At 44.1% G+C, this 17,391-nt stretch carries 22 protein-coding genes; 4 read left to right on the forward strand and 18 right to left on the reverse strand.

The annotated features are described in order from the left end of the window. The first annotated feature begins 100 nt into the window (after positions 1–100). Positions 101–988, forward strand: coding sequence for a hypothetical protein (locus ABWV45_RS05020; protein WP_353349309.1), 888 nt, complete (start codon positions 101–103; stop codon positions 986–988). Between the two features lie 68 nt (positions 989–1,056). Here ABWV45_RS05020 and ssb read toward each other — a convergent pair whose 3' ends face one another. Together ssb and ABWV45_RS05030 are read right to left on the reverse strand one after the other, a co-directional pair. Next, on the reverse strand, positions 1,057–1,695 hold the full coding sequence (gene ssb, locus ABWV45_RS05025; protein WP_353349311.1) for a single-stranded DNA-binding protein: 639 nt from the start codon (positions 1,693–1,695) through the stop codon (positions 1,057–1,059). Between the two features lie 27 nt (positions 1,696–1,722). Further along, on the reverse strand, positions 1,723–3,066 hold the full coding sequence (locus tag ABWV45_RS05030) for an MFS transporter (RefSeq protein WP_353349313.1): 1,344 nt from the start codon (positions 3,064–3,066) through the stop codon (positions 1,723–1,725). Between the two features lie 193 nt (positions 3,067–3,259). Here ABWV45_RS05030 and ABWV45_RS05035 point away from each other — a divergent pair, with 193 nt between their 5' ends. The 3 genes from ABWV45_RS05035 to ABWV45_RS05045 all read left to right on the forward strand — a co-directional run bounded on the left by ABWV45_RS05035 (position 3,260) and on the right by ABWV45_RS05045 (position 7,436). Beyond that, the gene (locus tag ABWV45_RS05035) at positions 3,260–3,910 is read left to right on the forward strand and encodes a LuxR C-terminal-related transcriptional regulator (protein WP_353349315.1); all 651 of its coding nucleotides are present in this window, start codon (positions 3,260–3,262) and stop codon (positions 3,908–3,910) included. Positions 3,911–4,023: 113 nt separating this feature from the next. Beyond that, on the forward strand, positions 4,024–6,846 hold the full coding sequence (uvrA, locus tag ABWV45_RS05040; RefSeq protein ID WP_353349317.1) for an excinuclease ABC subunit UvrA: 2,823 nt from the start codon (positions 4,024–4,026) through the stop codon (positions 6,844–6,846). 284 nt (positions 6,847–7,130) lie between these two features. Then, entirely contained in the window at positions 7,131–7,436 is a 306-nt protein-coding gene (locus tag ABWV45_RS05045; RefSeq protein WP_353349319.1) for a DUF3144 domain-containing protein, read from the forward strand. 120 nt (positions 7,437–7,556) lie between these two features. Here ABWV45_RS05045 and ABWV45_RS05050 read toward each other — a convergent pair whose 3' ends face one another. From ABWV45_RS05050 to rplF, 16 genes are all read right to left on the reverse strand, one after another. After that, a complete protein-coding gene (locus ABWV45_RS05050; RefSeq protein WP_353349321.1) occupies positions 7,557–8,378 on the reverse strand; it encodes a DUF2971 domain-containing protein in 822 nt (273 codons plus the stop codon). A gap of 333 nt (positions 8,379–8,711) precedes the next feature. Beyond that, positions 8,712–9,032 (reverse strand): hypothetical protein, encoded by a 321-nt coding sequence (locus tag ABWV45_RS05055; protein ID WP_353349323.1) that lies wholly within the window; start codon positions 9,030–9,032, stop codon positions 8,712–8,714. Between the two features lie 606 nt (positions 9,033–9,638). Next, positions 9,639–10,145 (reverse strand): rod shape-determining protein MreB, encoded by a 507-nt coding sequence (locus ABWV45_RS05060; RefSeq protein WP_353349325.1) that lies wholly within the window; start codon positions 10,143–10,145, stop codon positions 9,639–9,641. Between the two features lie 376 nt (positions 10,146–10,521). Further along, a complete protein-coding gene (locus ABWV45_RS05065; RefSeq protein WP_353349327.1) occupies positions 10,522–10,818 on the reverse strand; it encodes a DUF3817 domain-containing protein in 297 nt (98 codons plus the stop codon). 84 nt (positions 10,819–10,902) lie between these two features. Further along, a complete protein-coding gene (gene rplQ / locus ABWV45_RS05070) occupies positions 10,903–11,295 on the reverse strand; it encodes a 50S ribosomal protein L17 (protein WP_353349329.1) in 393 nt (130 codons plus the stop codon). 27 nt (positions 11,296–11,322) lie between these two features. Further along, positions 11,323–12,324, reverse strand: a complete 1,002-nt coding sequence (locus ABWV45_RS05075; RefSeq protein WP_353349331.1) for a DNA-directed RNA polymerase subunit alpha — start codon at positions 12,322–12,324, stop codon at positions 11,323–11,325. A gap of 18 nt (positions 12,325–12,342) precedes the next feature. Then, positions 12,343–12,963 (reverse strand): 30S ribosomal protein S4, encoded by a 621-nt coding sequence (rpsD, locus tag ABWV45_RS05080; protein WP_353349333.1) that lies wholly within the window; start codon positions 12,961–12,963, stop codon positions 12,343–12,345. Positions 12,964–12,975: 12 nt separating this feature from the next. Further along, entirely contained in the window at positions 12,976–13,365 is a 390-nt protein-coding gene (gene rpsK / locus ABWV45_RS05085; RefSeq protein ID WP_283788371.1) for a 30S ribosomal protein S11, read from the reverse strand. A 17-nt stretch (positions 13,366–13,382) separates the two neighbouring features. Then, complete coding sequence (rpsM, locus tag ABWV45_RS05090; RefSeq protein ID WP_353349335.1) at positions 13,383–13,739, reverse strand: 30S ribosomal protein S13; 357 nt, start codon at positions 13,737–13,739, stop codon at positions 13,383–13,385. 129 nt (positions 13,740–13,868) lie between these two features. Further along, positions 13,869–13,982, reverse strand: coding sequence for a 50S ribosomal protein L36 (rpmJ, locus tag ABWV45_RS05095; RefSeq protein WP_068440836.1), 114 nt, complete (start codon positions 13,980–13,982; stop codon positions 13,869–13,871). Between the two features lie 22 nt (positions 13,983–14,004). After that, on the reverse strand, positions 14,005–15,336 hold the full coding sequence (secY, locus tag ABWV45_RS05100; protein ID WP_353349337.1) for a preprotein translocase subunit SecY: 1,332 nt from the start codon (positions 15,334–15,336) through the stop codon (positions 14,005–14,007). A gap of 11 nt (positions 15,337–15,347) precedes the next feature. Next, positions 15,348–15,782 (reverse strand): 50S ribosomal protein L15, encoded by a 435-nt coding sequence (gene rplO, locus ABWV45_RS05105; RefSeq protein WP_353349339.1) that lies wholly within the window; start codon positions 15,780–15,782, stop codon positions 15,348–15,350. 1 nt (position 15,783) lies between these two features. Beyond that, positions 15,784–15,963: a 50S ribosomal protein L30 gene (gene rpmD / locus ABWV45_RS05110; protein WP_283788375.1), complete on the reverse strand. Its 180-nt coding sequence runs from the start codon at positions 15,961–15,963 to the stop codon at positions 15,784–15,786. A 6-nt stretch (positions 15,964–15,969) separates the two neighbouring features. Continuing rightward, on the reverse strand, positions 15,970–16,479 hold the full coding sequence (gene rpsE, locus ABWV45_RS05115; protein ID WP_353349341.1) for a 30S ribosomal protein S5: 510 nt from the start codon (positions 16,477–16,479) through the stop codon (positions 15,970–15,972). 12 nt (positions 16,480–16,491) lie between these two features. Next, positions 16,492–16,842: a 50S ribosomal protein L18 gene (gene rplR, locus ABWV45_RS05120; RefSeq protein WP_353349343.1), complete on the reverse strand. Its 351-nt coding sequence runs from the start codon at positions 16,840–16,842 to the stop codon at positions 16,492–16,494. A 10-nt stretch (positions 16,843–16,852) separates the two neighbouring features. After that, complete coding sequence (rplF, locus tag ABWV45_RS05125; RefSeq protein WP_353349345.1) at positions 16,853–17,386, reverse strand: 50S ribosomal protein L6; 534 nt, start codon at positions 17,384–17,386, stop codon at positions 16,853–16,855. Positions 17,387–17,391 lie beyond the last annotated feature (5 nt).

Genomic DNA, 17,391 nt, shown 5'->3' on the forward strand with positions numbered 1-17,391 from the left:
TTGCTTCTTCACCCTTTTAATCCGTCATAACCTCACGAAGTACCTAATGTAAATCACCAGCTCTCGTTGTTAAATTAGTTTCACTTAAAGGAACATAAACATGAATGGCACAACACTAAAACAACTAATCATCAGCACCGCCCTTTGTATCGCTCACCCATTATGGGCAGCCGATGTAGATGTTGGCTCACGTGAATATAAAATTCTACTTGACCCCAGTGCATTTACTGGTAACGCAACAACAAGGGCAACTAAGGTAAATGATTATTGGAATGACTTAAAAAATGTGATTGAAAACGACTCCATCGAACGAAATACATCCGGCAACTTAAGTTTAGAGAAAACACGAACCGTCGCCTTTTTCGATGTGCAAGGTAGTTGTGATCTTTATAATAACAATTACACATTTCGTGAACGCGTGGAAAACACAGACCGCGAAGTAACACTTAAATTTCGCTCTGCTGATCGATTCATTGCTAGCAAAAAAGATATGGACGGAACAGAATCCGGCTGGGAAAGTAAATTTGAAGAAGACTTAGCCACACCATTTGTTAGTAAATATTCTTACTCAACAAAACAAGAAATTGGAAGCAGTAAAAATCTAAATAAATTAGATGACCCAATTGGGCTATACCTCGGTCTAGAAGATGAAAATTTAGATGACACTTTAGATATTGAAAAAGTAAGCGGCCTGACAGTTAACGAATATGTTTATAGAAATGCCAGTGTGGATTTAGGCGCGCTTGATGCAGAATTTTCGCTCACCCTTTGGTACAACGAAACGGTTACGACAACACTCCCCATCGTGGCTGAAATCTCATATAAATATGAAGATACCAATGAAGGCTTTAGCAATAATGTAGTAACCCGTGCCAAAGAACTCTTTACTGCGATGCAAACACACTCATCATTTAATAACTGGAATGCTCAAAACTCCCTAACCAAAACAGCCACAATATATCAGTACAACAGTAACTTTTGTAATTAACCCTAAAACGCAAAAAGCCCCGCAGTTCATACGGGGCTTTTTTGTGCTTACTTAAACTTAATGCTCAATTAAAACGGAATATCGTCATCAAAGTCATCAAACGCATTGCTCGGTTGAGCTTGAGGTGTCTGTTGCTGTGGCGCTTGCTGCGGGCGCTGTTGAGGCTGACCATATGGCGCAGCGGGTGCTTGCTGCGGCGCCTGCTGACGAGGTGCTTGCTGTGGCGCTTGTTGTGGCGCTTGACCATAAGCAGGAGCATGTTGTGGTTGAGCATATTGAGGCTGAGCTTGTGGTGCAGCCTGCTGAGGCTGAGGCGCGGCCATCGCTGGATTTTGTCCGTAGCCACCACCCATGCTGTCGCCACCGCCGTTACGGCTGTCTAGCATGGTCATTTCATTAGCAATGATTTTGGTCGAATAACGTTTAATGCCGTCTTTTTCGTACTCATCTGTGCGAAGTTTGCCTTCAACATAGATTTTAGAGCCTTTTTTCAGGTATTCGCCCATTACTTCCGCCAAGCGGCCAAACGCTTCAACACGGTGCCATTCGGTTTTATCAACCTGCTGGCCTGTGTTACGGTCTTTGTAGCCTTCATCTGTCGCCAGACTCGCAGTGCACACGGCGTTACCATTTGGCAAATAACGCATCTCAGGGTCACGCCCCAATGTGCCAATTAAAATAACTTTATTAATACTGCCACGTGCCATAACACAATTCCTCGCCCTTAGGCTGTCTTAAATATTGATTTGCTTTAATGATGTTGGATTAAAGGTGGTGTTGTCTACCTTCAAATACGCCGCTTGGTCTTTCAACATGATAACCACCTCATGTACACCAGATATGGCTAGTAAATCCTGCTCTAATTGCTCATTAGCACAGGCTTGTGTCGTCAATGCAACACGATAACTGCTTAAATGGCGAGGCTTGGCCATTGTCATTACCAATACCACCCAAATGAGCAATAACGGTAATGTCCCGATGAAAACACCAACTAAACCAAAATACTCACTTAAATATCCTCCCAGCATACCACCAGCAAAGGCCCCAAGGAATTGGCAAGTACTATAAACCCCCATAGCGCTGCCTTTAAAACCCGCAGGTGCGAATTTGCTAACCAATGACGGCAGACTTGCCTCTAAGATATTAAATGCCACAAAGAAGACCCAAAGCGCAAAACTGATCCCTGCAATGGAATTCAGCTCTAAGGTGAGTAGCATTAAGCTTACGATCAATAAAAGTACTGCAATCAACAGCACTTGCTTCATTTTCTGCCTTTTCTCACCAATGATGATGAATGGCACCATGAATACAAACGACACCAGCATCACCGGTAAATACACTTGCCAATGGGCATTTTGAACTAAACCCGCTTTTACTAAGGCCACTGGTACTGCTACAAAACACGCCACCAACACCGCATGCAAAGCAAAGATGCCATAACTTAAACGCAGTATTTGTTTGTCTTTAAACACATCCCCTAGCTGGTTTACAAAAGCACGAGCATCACGAGAGCGAATTTGCTGTTTAGGTGTAGGTACTGCCGCTACCAATAAAAACATGGCTAAAATGGCTAAAATGGCGGTTAACATAAATAAACCGGACAAACCTAGCCATGTAGCTAAGATAGGCCCAATGACCATTGCTAAGGTGAACGAAAGGCCAATACTGGCTCCTATGCTGGCCATGGCTTTGGTGCGGTTTTCTTCACGGGTTAAATCCGTCATTAGCGCCATTAGGGTACTGGCTACCGCCCCCGCCCCCTGTAGGGCACGGCCCAAGACCAACATCCAAATATCATCAGCCATAGCGCACATGGCACTGCCTGCGCTAAATAGTGCTAAACCTATTAAAATAACCGGTTTACGACCAATACGATCAGACCAAACCCCAAACGGTAATTGCAGGCAGGCTTGAGTCAATCCATATGCACCAATTGCGACACCAACTAAGGTAGCGCTGGCGCCTTCATAGTCAGAGGCATATAATGCCAAAACTGGCAGCACCATAAATAAGCCAAACATGCGTAAAGCATATATAAGTGCTAGCGTTGAAATTGTTCGTGTTTCTATAGGAGACATGAATTATTACAATAATAAAAAAGAGCGGCATTCTAGCAATCAAGAGCCAAACTGAGTAGTCCTAATACAAGGGTGTGATTCATTTCTCAGTTTGTCCAAGTTAATTCATACTTAAGGCTTGAGAAAGTGTCATTTTGCACATTTTTTTATTAGAATTGAGCCTTCCTGTTAACATCAGCAAGGAGTGCTAGATATGACTGATATTATGACACAACGTCTTTGGCTTATTGGCCCTAAAAACATTCAAAACTCCCTCTTGTTAGGGTATTTGCAGCAGAACATTAACTATGCCTGTGCAATTATTGACCCATACACACAGCAAGATAATCAACGCATTGACGCTCAACACCTCATTTGCATTGACGCCTCTGGCATGAAGTACGAGCGCTACCAGCAAATACTAGAGTGGCTACCTTCGGAAAATAAAGTATTCTTTATTAACCTAGAGGGCGACAAAGAGCATGAGCGACTACTACAATGGCCTAACGTGTGCGGCTTTTTCTATAAAGGTTCTAGCCATAATCACATTAGCCATGGCCTATCCTCTATTTTGGAAGGGGAGTTGTGGTTTAGCCGTCGCTTAATGAGCCGCTTTGTGGCCACTAATCGCAAAAGCCCAAGCAAGATTCCAGATAGCATTTACGCACTAACCAAGCGTGAAAAACAAATTCTGAATCTAAGCGCCAGCGGTGCTAAAAACGCAGAAATTGCCGAAACACTCAACGTAAGCACACACACTGTCAAAACTCATATGTACAATCTGTTTAAAAAGATTGATGTAAGCAACCGTATTCAAGCTATCAACTGGGCAAAAGAGCACCTACCGTCTCAAGACGTCGCTTAATCTTTGCTGGCATTGAGTGTTTCACTCAATGCCAATATCTCCCCTCTTCTACTAAAGCCAATGCCCAATGAAACAGGTACAATACTCGTTTTTATGGTTGGCAGTTCTCGATTATGGATACCATTTTGGTACGTGGGGCGCGCACCCACAATCTTAAAAATATCGACTTAGACATTCCACGAGACAAACTAGTGGTCATTACTGGGCTTTCCGGCTCAGGAAAATCGTCACTGGCGTTTGACACCTTGTATGCAGAAGGCCAACGCCGTTATGTAGAAAGCCTTTCTACTTATGCCCGACAATTTTTATCCATGATGGAAAAACCCGATGTAGACCACATTGAAGGTTTAAGCCCCGCCATTTCCATCGAGCAAAAATCAACCAGCCACAACCCACGCTCCACCGTGGGCACCGTCACCGAAATATACGATTACCTGCGTTTATTATTTGCCCGCGCCGGAGAACCGCGCTGCCCAGATCACGGCGAAGTACTCGACGCACAAACCGTCAGCCAAATGGTAGACCAAATCACCGCCTTAAAAGAAGGCACCAAGCTAATGATTCTGGCCCCCATGATCAACGAGCGCAAAGGTGAACACTTACATCTATTTGAACAACTACGCAGCCAAGGGTTTGTACGCGCACGTGTAGACGGCATTGTGGTCGATTTAGATGACGTTCCTGAACTAGACAAAAATAAAAAACACACCATAGAAGTGGTTGTTGACCGTATTAAAGTCCGTGATGGATTAGAGCAACGCCTAGCTGAATCTTTAGAAACCGCTCTGGGTTTAACCGGTGGTAATGCCAAAGCCTGCAGCATGGATGATGACTCAATAGAAATTCTATTTTCTTCTCAGTTTGCCTGCCCTGTGTGTGGCTACAGCATCACCGACCTTGAACCGCGTATGTTTTCTTTCAACAACCCTGCTGGGGCTTGTGGTACCTGTGACGGTTTAGGGGTAGACCAATACTTCGACCCAGACAAAATCATTGTGGATGAAACCCTCACCCTTGGGGAAGGGGCCATTCGTGGCTGGGACCGACGCACCATTTATTATTTCCAAATGCTACAAAGCGTTGCTAAGCATTATGGTTTTGACATGGACACTCCATTCAAAAAACTGAAAAAGAAATTCCGCGAAGCCGTGCTTTATGGCACGGGGGAAGACGAAGTAGAATTCCACTACGTGAACAGCCGTGGCGATACCGTCATTAAAGAACACACATTTGAAGGTGTGTTGCCTAACTTGCAGCGCCGCTATCACGAAACCGACAGTGCCATGGTGCGTGAAGATTTATCTAAACTGCTATCGGTTCAACCCTGCCCTACCTGTAGCGGTAGTCGTTTGAATCAAGCATCCCGTAATGTCTTTGTTGATGATTATAATATCGCTAACATTACCGCCATGCCCATTGGCCCAGCCTTAAAATATTTTAAGGCTTTAAAACTTGCAGGCCGAAAAGGCGAAATAGCCAAAAAAATTCAAAAAGAAATCCAAGACCGCCTACAATTTTTAGTTAACGTGGGCTTAGATTACTTATCGTTAGAACGCAGCGCCGATACCTTGTCTGGCGGTGAAGCTCAACGTATTCGTTTAGCCAGCCAAATTGGCGCAGGCCTTGTAGGGGTTATGTACATATTAGATGAGCCCTCTATTGGTTTGCACCAACGGGACAACGACCGTTTATTAAAAACACTGGTGCACCTGCGTGACCTTGGTAACACCGTCATCGTGGTAGAACACGATGAAGACGCCATCAAAGCCGCCGATTTCATTGTGGATATTGGCCCCGGTGCCGGTGTTCACGGTGGTGAAGTCATCTTTGCTGGTTTGCCAAAAAACATAGGTAAATGTAAAGAATCCATCACAGGGCAATACATCACTGGCACCCGCAAAATCCAAGTACCGGAAAAACGCATACCCATTGATGAAAGCAAACAACTTATTTTATCTGGCGCATCCGGCAATAACCTTAATGACACCACATTAAAAATTCCGGTTGGTTTATTCACCTGCGTCACCGGTGTATCCGGCAGTGGTAAATCCACACTGATTAATCAAACCCTTTACCCATTAGCCGCCACCGCATTAAACAATGCCAGCACATTAAAAGCAGCGCCGTATAAAAACATGGAAGGCATGGACCACTTTGATAAATGCGTCGACATAGACCAAAGCCCAATCGGCCGCACACCAAGGTCAAACCCTGCTACCTATACCGGCATATTCACAGCCGTGCGAGACTTATTTGCCGGCACTGAAGAATCTCGTGCCCGTGGTTATAAAGCTGGCCGCTTTAGCTTTAACGTCAAAGGTGGGCGCTGCGAAGCTTGCCAAGGCGACGGGGTAATAAAAGTAGAAATGCACTTCTTAGCCGATGTGTACGTGCCCTGTGACATATGCCAAGGCAAACGCTATAACCGCGAAACCTTAGACATCCGTTACAAAAGCAAAAACATACACGAAGTATTAGACATGACAGTGGAAGAAGGACTGGAATTTTTCGATGCCATCCCCGCACTAAAACGTAAACTTCAAACCCTAATGGACGTAGGTCTTACCTATGTACGCTTAGGGCAAAACGCCACCACCCTTTCGGGCGGTGAAGCACAACGGGTAAAACTAGCAAAAGAATTAAGCAAACGGGACACAGGGCAAACTCTTTATATATTGGATGAACCTACCACTGGCTTGCACTTCCACGACATCCAACAACTGCTTGATGTACTACATCGCCTGCGTGACCACGGCAACACTGTCGTCGTTATCGAACACAACTTGGACGTTATCAAAACCGCAGACTGGATCATCGACCTTGGCCCAGAAGGGGGCTCCGGCGGCGGAAAAATCATTGCAGAAGGCACACCGGAAGACGTAGCAAAAGTGAAGGGCTCTCATACCGCCACGTTCTTGAAGCCCATGTTGAAATAACGCGGGAGACGGGAGACGGGAGACGGGAGACGGGAGACGGGAGACGGGAGACGCAGCTAAAGTTTTCGCCGCATTTATGTCAAATAAAAAATGTCTTTCGTAATTCCCAACGCAATGCATATTTTGAAACGTAGGATGGGTTAGATTGAGCAAAGCGATATCGTAACCCATCAAATAACACTAGATGTTAAGAAACAAAATCATTAATAGACCATTTTTCAAAAACAGCCGGAGCAAACCTGCTTCAAGCGCCATGCTTCCGGCTTCACATTAACGGTAAAAACATGACAGATCAAAGCAAAGAAAAAACCGCCCAACAAATGGACAAAGACTTTTTCAAACGCACCGACGCGTTTATTAAAGTGGCCAACGAATTAACTCAAGAACACGAAGTAGGCAAAGTCAGCGCCAGCATGCTATACGCCGCCGCACGCTTCAACGCCTTCATCGTCGCCTCTTCTGCAAAAGACAAAGCCGAAGCCGACCGCAACAAAGTGGAAGCCATCGAATACTTCACCAACCAATATCGCAACATGTTAATGGCGAACATGGATGATTATATTGAAAAGTATGATGATTATTTGAAGTAGCCTTTACGGGAGATGCGCGCTTCGCTGACGGGAGATGAGAGACGCTTCTATTTGGTGAAGCTGGAAAGCTTTTGGTGAAGTCGGAAGGGGCTTCATTTTTCCGACTTACGTGCTAAACCATTACGTCCTATATGGAATTTCAGAGTGATTTATACCTGTAAATGGGTGGCCCTCCTCTTTCTCTAGAAAAAGAGCACATGCCTTTTTCGCCAGATCCTTATTTGATGTAGGCCCAATTACTATTGAACTCAAAAATGAAAAATCAAATGGCAATTCAATATATGGAATTAAATAAGACTTACCCTCCCGAAATTTTATTTCTTCATCTGCCGCATAATCTAATTTAACTATAAGTCTCCACTCATTCTCTTCAGAAAATGATGGATGTTTGAAATATGATGCTAGTAAAGTTATTTCATTTAAAAAACTATCAAGCATAGACTTTCTTTCTTCATCGCTTTCAGAATCACGATACCCAAACCAAGAATCATTGAGTAAACTTTTGATAGATTGCTCCTTTAGCTCTTTATCATATACGCATTGTTTAAGGTAACTATCAGGATATTCCTCTTTTATACATTCCAGAATTTTTCCTATATTGAAAACCAAGCAATAGCCATTATTATCAGGGCAATAACCTCTCCACTGGCTCAAAAGATCTAATTCTTTAGACACCGAAAACGTAAATATTGATTCACTTGTATGGGTTTCTAGTTTAATTAAACAATTTTCTATATTGCCTATAAATTTCTTATATAAGTTTTGATTTTGATCAGATTCGGGAATTCCTGGTGCATTTGAGATAATTCCTCTTATTAACTCTAGAGCATGAAAAAACTCTTGTTCATCATTTAAAAAACCTATATTGGTTGCCCATAAGCAATTATTTCGAACAATACCAAGAAGGCCAATTTGGGATGTATAGTGTCCAAATTTATCCATAAACTATCTTCATATACCTCACACCGATTTCAACCAAACCTACATGTTGTTCTTCATTGTTAATGATACTCTAAAAATGTTCACGTATAAGTAACTTCACGCCATAGAACCAATCGGAAATCGAATTGATACCGATACACACATGTGAACTCTTAGGACTACTAGAGCCAAAGCGATTTGACAAGGTATCTGAATACTTAGTCGTTATAAATAACGAGGTATTAAGTACTAAGCAAAGGCAACCATATTAACTGCTCAATATGCGTGACGATAGAATCTAATTCAACGAAACAATTACTCTAACACCTTGATTTAGATCCAACTTTCAGGCTCTTAATTACCCTCAATTAATTTTAAGTTGTAACCTTCATCAATAAGCATAATTATTGCCTTGTGCTTATTACAGTTCTGATTCCATTCATCTAAATCTTTCAATGATGGAGATAGTTTTCGAAGAAATTCGAAGATTAACCTTTCCTGATCAACATTTTTATTAGAAATCGCAATATCCGCCATGCCGTCCAATGTAGCACAGATACCTAATATGTTTGCAGAGTTATAAACACCTCTAATCAAATCTTCATCCATCATTATTTCTGCAGGCTTAACATAAATTGGATACATTACTACTAAGATTATAATTATAATTCTCATACCTATGATCCATATTGAAAATCAGTGATTCAGTAAGTTTAGGTCTTTTTAATTTATTCTCCATTTTTGAGGGTATTGCTCCCGTCCAAAACCAAATCCGTATCGATACCAATATGCGGCATCCGAGCGCCGCATAACTAAAGCTGGGGGAAATATATAAGGTTGGCGGCGTGAGGCTAGCCGCGAAGCGGGGATCCGGGGTGCAACCCCGAGAAAAAGAACCGTGCTGGCTTTAATTTACCAGAACATAACATTCTAGATAATTCAGGAAGGACTGATAACGCACTTGCGGAAATCTAGTCGCGCGCAAGCGCCCTCCCACAATATCTCAGAATCAATCGAAAACCAAACCCGTAACGATAACAACATGCGGCATCCGAGCGCCGCATAACTAAAACTGTAGGGAAATATACAAGGTTGGCGCCGTGAGGCTAGCCGCGAAGCGGGGATCCGGGGTGCAACCCCGAGAAAAAGAACCGTGCTGGCTTTAATTATTCAGATTACGAAAGTTGACATAATTAACTCAGAAACGATAGCGTACTTGCGGAAACCTAGTCGCGCGCAATACCCCAAAACACATTCGCTGGGCATATTTCCGGCCAATAACTATATTACGGAATCGTCTTTTTCTTTTATCTTATCAAAATCAATATTATGTAGAGATAACTCAGGGCCCGCATATACAACGACCTGTCTTACCCCAGCCCCAATGCAAAGCTCTCTAAACGCTTTTTTCTCAATATTAGTTAATCCCCCTTCCAGTTTTTCCATAGGATGGATTATGACTCTGGGAGCAGGAGTTAAAAAATTTGATTTGTGTTGTTCCAAAAACGCAAATTGAAGCATCTTCTCTGCCACTTGAAAGTCAGCCAATAATGACCTCGGATGCGAAAAAGGGTTTGTAATTTGATACTTAAAGGTATCTAAACTCTTACACGAAGAACCTATCTTGAAAACCCTCCTATGACCTTCAGTGGTAGTCTCAGTAGCCATCAAAGGTTCTATTTCATAAATTTTCTTCGTGTTAATATTGCTAACTTTTAATCTTTTTTCCCAAACCTGAACATAGAGGTCATTAGAAAACAATCCGCAAATAAATGTAGCAATACCCATAATTCACAACACAACTAATAATTAATAAATAACATCAAAATCTGTAACGCCTAATTTCGCGCGCAAGCGCCCTCCCACAATATCCCAGAACTAATCGGAATCCAAACCCGAATCGATACCACTATGCGGCATCCGAGCGCCGCATAACTAAAGCTAGGGGAAATATATGAGGTTGGCGGCGTGAGGCTAGCCGCGAAGCGGGGATACGGGGTGCAACCCCGAGAAAAAGAAACCGTGCTGGCCTTAATCTACCAGCACACAACAATCCTGATAATTCAGCAAGAACCAATAACGCACATGCGTAATAAATCGCGCGCAATACCCAAAAGACTCACTTCGTTCGCGGGGCACACTGGCGCCCTCCAACAAAGTTAAATTAAGAATTAAGCGACCGCTTCAACACCCTATCAAACACAAACGGCCCAAACGGCAATAACGAGGCCACTACACCACTGGGCATCGCCCACAACGGTAACTTCACTTTAGAAGCCGTCGACATCAACACAAACACATAGGCCATAAACAACACACCATGAGCCATGCCAATATATTTAACTGGCTCCACAATACCCATCTGATACTTCAACGGCATCGCAATAAATAGCAACAATAAAAAGGACGCACCTTCTAAATAACCCACTAAGGTTAAAGGCTTAATTGACACTTGAGACATAATATAAACTTCAAATATTTAATAAATTGTAAGCATAAAAAAAGGCAGCCGAAGCTGCCTCTTTCTATTCAAACAAAGTGTTGATTAATCTTCAGATTCTTCAACAACTTCGTCTGCAACTGGACGATCAACCAGTTCTACGTATGCCATAGGAGCATTGTCGCCTGCACGGAATCCGCACTTAAGAATACGTAGGTAACCGCCAGTACGTTCTTGGTAACGAGGACCAAGTTCGCTGAACAGTTTACCAACCGCTTCTTTAGAGCGAGTGCGTGAGAAAGCCAAACGACGGTTAGCAACAGAATCTTCTTTTGCTAGCGTAATTAATGGCTCAGCCACACGACGTAACTCTTTTGCTTTAGGCAAAGTAGTTTTAATGATCTCATGTTCGATCAACGATACAGCCATGTTTTTAAACATAGCCTGACGGTGCGAACTGGTTCGGTTTAAGTGACGACCACTTTTACGATGGCGCATGTTTTAATTCCTTACCTCAAACCTGCCTTAGGCAAGCGCTTTGTCGTCTTTCTTCAAACTAGCTGGTGGCCAGTTCTCTAGGTGCATACCAAGAGACAAACCGCGAGAAGCCAAGACGTCTTTAATTTCAGTTAATGACTTCTTACCCAAGTTAGGGGTTTTCAGCAACTCAACTTCGGTGCGCTGAATCAGATCACCGATGTAGTAAATGTTTTCCGCTTTCAAGCAGTTTGCAGAACGTACTGTTAGCTCTAGATCATCTACCGGACGAAGTAGAATCGGATCAATCTCGTCTTCTATTTCTTCTGGTTCTGGTTCAGCTTCATTTTGCAAGTCTACAAACACTGCTAGCTGTTGCTGCAGGATGGTAGCAGAGCGACGAATCGCTTCTTCTGGCTCAATGGTGCCGTTAGTTTCTAGGTCGATAACTAGCTTATCCAAATCAGTACGCTGTTCGACACGAGCATTTTCAACACCGTAAGCTACACGCTTAACTGGGCTGTATGTCGCATCTAACTGCAATTTACCAATTGCTTTTGTCTCTTCTTCGTTCTGGTTGCGAGACTCTACAGTCTCGTATCCACGACCTGCTGCAACTTTGATGTTGATCTTCAGTTCACCTTTATCAGCCAAGTTGGCGATAACGTGTTCTGGGTTTGCAACTTCAACGCCGTGATCCAATTGGATATCAGCAGCAGTAACCTGACCTTGGCCAGATTTGTGTAGAGTCAGATAAGCTTCTTCACGTTCGTGCAGTTTAACTGCCACACCTTTTAGGTTTAACAAGATTTCGATTACGTCTTCTTGTACGCCTTCAATGGTGCTGTACTCATGAAGAACACCTTCAATTTCAACTTCTACGATGGCGGCGCCAGGCATAGAAGAGAGAAGGATACGACGCAACGCAGCACCTAAAGTGTGGCCAAAGCCACGTTCTAATGGCTCCAGAGTTACTTTCGCCTGAGTATTGCTAACCTGCTCAACCTGAATATGGCGCGGAGTTAGAAATTCGTTCACTGAACGCTGCATAGCTGCCCCTGTTCTATATTACTTAGAGTACAATTCGACGATCAACTGTTCATTGATCTCGGCTGATAACTCAGAACGTTCAGGAACTGCTTTGAACGTACCTTCCATTTTTTTGGCATCAACGTCGATCCAAGCTAGATCACCACGCTGAGATGCTAAATCTAGTGCACCTTTAATACGTAGTTGATTCTTCGCCTTTTCACGTACAGCAACCACATCTCCGCTCTTAATGTTATAAGAAGGGATGTTTACGGTTTGACCGTTAACAGAAATCGCCTTGTGAGATACCAATTGACGTGCTTCAGAGCGTGTTGAGCCAAAGCCCATACGGTAAACCACGTTATCCAATCGAGTTTCAAGAAGCTGAAGTAGGTTTTCACCAGTCGCACCTTTGACACGTGCTGCTTCTTTATAATAACCACGGAATTGCTTTTCAAGAATGCCGTAAATACGACGAACTTTTTGCTTTTCACGTAGCTGTAAACCATAGTCAGACAAACGTCCACGGCCTGCACCGTGTACACCTGGCTTGGTTTCTAATTTACATTTTGAGTCTAGTGCACGAACGCCGCTCTTCAAGAAAAGGTCAGTACCTTCACGACGAGACAGCTTACACTTAGGACCTATATATCGAGCCATAGTTCTGTCCCCTTATACGCGACGTTTCTTAGGTGGACGGCAACCGTTGTGAGGTATAGGTGTCACATCAGTAATGTTGCCAATCTTGTAACCGCATGCATTTAATGCACGAACAGCTGATTCACGACCAGGACCTGGACCTTTAACTTCCACGTCTAGGTTTTTCAAACCATACTCTTTTGCGGCTTCACCAGCGCGTTCCGCAGCAACCTGTGCAGCGAAAGGGGTACTCTTACGAGAACCACGGAAACCAGAACCACCTGCAGTTGCCCAAGATAGAGCATTACCCTGACGGTCAGTAATGGTTACGATAGTGTTGTTAAATGACGCATGGATGTGCGCCACGCCGTCTACGACGGACTTTTTAATTTTTTTCTTAACGTTACGTTGTGGCTTTGCCATAAATCAACCCTGCCTTATTAACGTTTAATTGGCTTACGTGGGCCCTTACGGGTACGCGCATTTGTTTTAGTGCGCTGTCCACGTAGAGGCAAACTGCGACGATGACGAATACCGCGGAAACAACCAAGATCCATCAATCGCTTGATGCTCATGGATACTTCACGGCGAAGATCACCTTCTACAGTAAATTTGCCAACTTCTGAACGGATCTCATCTAACTTTTCGTCAGAAAGATCAGCAATTTTAGTTGATTCTTCAATACCAACTGCTTTACATATTTGCTTAGCAGTAGGCAAGCCAACACCGAACACGTAGGTCAATGAAATGACCGCATGTTTGTTGTCAGGAATGTTTACACCGGCTATACGAGCCATTTTTCACCCCATCTCACGCATTTTAATGCGTGTTGATGCCTTTATCTGGATAGGCACAATAAAGAATCCTCGGCCAGAGCGCAAACTCTGACCGATTAAGCCTATCCCCCATTACAACGTCGGCGGGGATTAACCTTGACGTTGTTTGTGCTTAGGATCTGTACAGATCACACGCACACTGCCGTTACGACGAATGATTTTACATTCACGGCAAATCTTCTTCACTGAAGCACGTACTTTCATTGAAAGTCTCCAGAGACTCTGATTAGCGTACCAAACCGCCGCCAATACCATTCAAATTTGACTTCTTCATAAGGCTTTCGTACTGATGAGACATCAGATGAGATTGCACTTGTGACATAAAGTCCATGACTACCACCACTACGATTAGTAATGAGGTACCACCAAAGTAGAACGGCACGTCGGCCGCCACCACCAAGAATTGGGGCAGCAATGATACAGCAGTTATGTATAAAGCGCCAAATAAAGTTAATCGACCTAGCACACCATCAACATATTGGGCGGTTTGTTGTCCTGGGCGGATACCTGGAATGAATGCTCCAGACTTCTTAAGGTTCTCCGATATGTCCTTGCTGTTAAACATCAAGGCGGTATAGAAGTAGCAGAAGAAGATTACCGCTAAGGAAAACAGGATTAGGTATAGAGGTTGGCTTGGCCCAAGGGCTAAAGACACATCCTGTAACCATTCCATACCTTCAGTACGTCCAAACCACTGACCGATTGAAGCCGGAAACAGTAGGATAGATGAGGCGAAGATTGGTGGAATTACACCTGCCATGTTGATTTTAAGTGGTAAGTGACTGCTTTGAGCCGCAAAAACTTTGCGACCTTGCTGACGCTTAGCGTAATTGATTGCGATGCGACGTTGACCACGTTCTACGAACACAACGAATGCAACAATCAATACTGCAAGTACGGCAATGGCTAACAACAATGCGATGTTAGTATCACCCTGACGAGCAGATTCAAAAGATTGACCGATGGCACCAGGCAAGCCTGCAACAATACCGGCAAAAATCAGTAGTGAGATACCGTTACCGATACCACGCTCTGTCACTTGTTCGCCCAACCACATTAAGAAAACAGCGCCACATACAAATGATGAAACAGCTGTTAAGTAATACAGTGGAGACGCATCAAACGACACACCTTGACTAGCCAAGCCTGCGGATACACCGAAGGCTTGAACTAACGCTAACAGCACAGTGCCGTAGCGGGTGTACTGACTGATTTTACGACGACCAGCTTCACCCTCTTTTTTGAGGGCTTCAAGCTGCGGGCTCACCGCCGTCAATAGCTGCATAATAATAGAGGCAGATATGTACGGCATGATACCTAGTGCAAAGATCGACATACGCTCAAGGGCGCCACCAGAGAACATGTTGAACATGCTCAAGATGGTCCCTTGGTTTTGTTCGAACAATGCCGCTAGACGATCAGGGTTGATACCGGGTACCGGAATATGAGCGCCGATACGGTATACGACAATCGCTAGGATAACGAACTTAATACGAGACCAAAGTTCGCCGAGTCCTGCGGGTGCCATTCCTGTTGGTTGTGAGCCTTGCTTAGCCATCTAAGTGGTCCTTATTCTTCTATTTTACCACCAGCGGCTTCAATTGCAGCTTTCGCGCCTTTGGTCACTTTAAGACCTTTAACGGTTACAGCTTTCTTGATTTCGCCAGATAGAATCACGCGTGCACGCTTGATTTTGTCACCGATGATATCGGCTTTTTTCAATGCGTCTAGGTCTACTACGTCTACACCAGCAGCGGCTAATTCGTTAAGACGAATTTCAGCTACATACTGTGCTTGACGTGAAGTAAAACCAAATTTTGGTAGACGACGCTGTAAAGGCATCTGACCACCCTCGAAACCTGGCTTCACACGACCGCCAGAACGAGATTTTTGACCTTTGTGACCACGTCCGCCAGTCTTTCCTAAGCCGCTACCGATACCACGGCCAACACGCTTGCTAGAAGGACGAGAACCTGGTGCTGGGCTAAGAGCATTAAGTTTCATATTACTCTGCCTCCACTTTCACCATGTAGTAAACCTTGTTGATCATGCCGCGAACCGCGTCAGTGTCTTCAAGTTCTACTGTGTGACCAATACGGCGAAGTCCTAAGCCTTTCATCGTAGCGATGTGCTTAGGTAGCTTGCCAATAGTACTGCGAGTTTGTGTTACTTTAACTTTTGCCATGTCGGATTACCCCAGAATTTCTTCTACAGATTTACCGCGCTTGGCAGCTACCTGTTCAGGACTACGCATTTCGCGAAGGCCATTCACAGTAGCACGTACCACGTTTACCGGATTGGTAGAGCCGTAGCACTTCGCTAACACGTTATGTACACCTACGATTTCAAGTACGGCACGCATGGCGCCACCGGCAATAATACCAGTACCTTGAGATGCAGGCTGCATGTATACCTTAGAAGCTCCGTGACGGGCCTTCACCGGGTACTGCAACGTATCGCCATCAAGCTGTACAGTGATCATGTTACGCTTCGCACTGTCCATAGCTTTTTGAATAGCTGTTGGAACTTCGCGAGCCTTACCACGACCGAAACCTACTTTGCCTTTACCATCGCCCACTACGGTTAACGCAGTGAAACCGAAGATACGGCCACCTTTTACTACTTTTGCAACGCGGTTAACTTGGACTAGCTTCTCTTGAAGGTCGCCTTCGCCATTGCGTTCTACACGTTCATTTGCCATGTTAATCGCCCCTTAGAATTCCAGGCCGCCTTCGCGGGCTGCATCTGCTAAAGCTTTTAAACGGCCGTGGTATTTAAAACCAGAGCGATCAAAAGCTACTTTTTTGATGCCTTTCGCAATCGCACGCTCAGCTATTAGCTGGCCTACTTTTGCTGCGGCTTCAGCGTTACCGGTTTTACCTTCACGTAGATCTTTCTCTACTGTCGAAGCGGTTGCCAAAACTTGAGCACCATCGGACGAAATGATCTGAGCGTAAATATGACGTGGAGTACGGTTTACACACAGACGGGTCGCACCTAGTTCACGCATCTTAACGCGAGAACGGCGAGCACGACGAATACGCGCTGTTTTCTTCTCGTTCATGATCTAAACCCTATTTCTTCTTGGCTTCTTTACGACGTACATTTTCGTCAGCATAACGTACACCTTTACCTTTATAAGGTTCAGGAGGACGGTAACCGCGAATTTCCGCTGCAACTTGACCTACTTGTTGTTTATCCAAACCTTTGATCACGATCTCAGTTTGAGTAGGAGTTTCAGCTTTTACGCCTTCTGGAAGCACATAATCAACAGGGTGAGAAAAACCTAGCGATAGATTCAGAGTTGAACCAGACGCTTTTGCACGGTAACCAACACCTTGCAAAACTAATTTCTTTTCAAAACCCTGACTAACACCAGTCACCATATTGTTGACCAATGAACGGAATGTACCTGCCAATGCATTTGACTTTTTCGCGCCATCTGTTGGTGCGAATGTCAGTACATTTTCTTCTTGCTTAACAGCAACTGAAGAGTGCAGATCTAAATTTAATGATCCTTGCTTACCCTTAATAGTGATTTGAGCGTCAGAAATTTTAACTTCTACGCCATCCGGTAGGGCAACAGGAGCTTTTGCTATACGAGACATCTCAA

This window comes from Oceaniserpentilla sp. 4NH20-0058 (assembly GCF_040371755.1).
Taxonomy (GTDB): domain Bacteria; phylum Pseudomonadota; class Gammaproteobacteria; order Pseudomonadales; family Oceanobacteraceae; genus Bermanella.

What these genes read in the sequence shown, in the direction of transcription:
- ABWV45_RS05020 (WP_353349309.1), top strand. Translation starts at nt 101, where the DNA reads ATGAATGGCACAACACTAAAACAACTAATCATCAGCACCGCCCTTTGT.
- ssb (WP_353349311.1), bottom strand. Translation starts at nt 1,695, where the DNA reads ATGGCACGTGGCAGTATTAATAAAGTTATTTTAATTGGCACATTGGGG.
- ABWV45_RS05030 (WP_353349313.1), bottom strand. Translation starts at nt 3,066, where the DNA reads ATGTCTCCTATAGAAACACGAACAATTTCAACGCTAGCACTTATATAT.
- ABWV45_RS05035 (WP_353349315.1), top strand. Translation starts at nt 3,260, where the DNA reads ATGACTGATATTATGACACAACGTCTTTGGCTTATTGGCCCTAAAAAC.
- uvrA (WP_353349317.1), top strand. Translation starts at nt 4,024, where the DNA reads ATGGATACCATTTTGGTACGTGGGGCGCGCACCCACAATCTTAAAAAT.
- ABWV45_RS05045 (WP_353349319.1), top strand. Translation starts at nt 7,131, where the DNA reads ATGACAGATCAAAGCAAAGAAAAAACCGCCCAACAAATGGACAAAGAC.
- ABWV45_RS05050 (WP_353349321.1), bottom strand. Translation starts at nt 8,378, where the DNA reads ATGGATAAATTTGGACACTATACATCCCAAATTGGCCTTCTTGGTATT.
- ABWV45_RS05055 (WP_353349323.1), bottom strand. Translation starts at nt 9,032, where the DNA reads ATGAGAATTATAATTATAATCTTAGTAGTAATGTATCCAATTTATGTT.
- ABWV45_RS05060 (WP_353349325.1), bottom strand. Translation starts at nt 10,145, where the DNA reads ATGGGTATTGCTACATTTATTTGCGGATTGTTTTCTAATGACCTCTAT.
- ABWV45_RS05065 (WP_353349327.1), bottom strand. Translation starts at nt 10,818, where the DNA reads ATGTCTCAAGTGTCAATTAAGCCTTTAACCTTAGTGGGTTATTTAGAA.
- rplQ (WP_353349329.1), bottom strand. Translation starts at nt 11,295, where the DNA reads ATGCGCCATCGTAAAAGTGGTCGTCACTTAAACCGAACCAGTTCGCAC.
- ABWV45_RS05075 (WP_353349331.1), bottom strand. Translation starts at nt 12,324, where the DNA reads ATGCAGCGTTCAGTGAACGAATTTCTAACTCCGCGCCATATTCAGGTT.
- rpsD (WP_353349333.1), bottom strand. Translation starts at nt 12,963, where the DNA reads ATGGCTCGATATATAGGTCCTAAGTGTAAGCTGTCTCGTCGTGAAGGT.
- rpsK (WP_283788371.1), bottom strand. Translation starts at nt 13,365, where the DNA reads ATGGCAAAGCCACAACGTAACGTTAAGAAAAAAATTAAAAAGTCCGTC.
- rpsM (WP_353349335.1), bottom strand. Translation starts at nt 13,739, where the DNA reads ATGGCTCGTATAGCCGGTGTAAACATTCCTGACAACAAACATGCGGTC.
- rpmJ (WP_068440836.1), bottom strand. Translation starts at nt 13,982, where the DNA reads ATGAAAGTACGTGCTTCAGTGAAGAAGATTTGCCGTGAATGTAAAATC.
- secY (WP_353349337.1), bottom strand. Translation starts at nt 15,336, where the DNA reads ATGGCTAAGCAAGGCTCACAACCAACAGGAATGGCACCCGCAGGACTC.
- rplO (WP_353349339.1), bottom strand. Translation starts at nt 15,782, where the DNA reads ATGAAACTTAATGCTCTTAGCCCAGCACCAGGTTCTCGTCCTTCTAGC.
- rpmD (WP_283788375.1), bottom strand. Translation starts at nt 15,963, where the DNA reads ATGGCAAAAGTTAAAGTAACACAAACTCGCAGTACTATTGGCAAGCTA.
- rpsE (WP_353349341.1), bottom strand. Translation starts at nt 16,479, where the DNA reads ATGGCAAATGAACGTGTAGAACGCAATGGCGAAGGCGACCTTCAAGAG.
- rplR (WP_353349343.1), bottom strand. Translation starts at nt 16,842, where the DNA reads ATGAACGAGAAGAAAACAGCGCGTATTCGTCGTGCTCGCCGTTCTCGC.
- rplF (WP_353349345.1), bottom strand. Translation starts at nt 17,386, where the DNA reads ATGTCTCGTATAGCAAAAGCTCCTGTTGCCCTACCGGATGGCGTAGAA.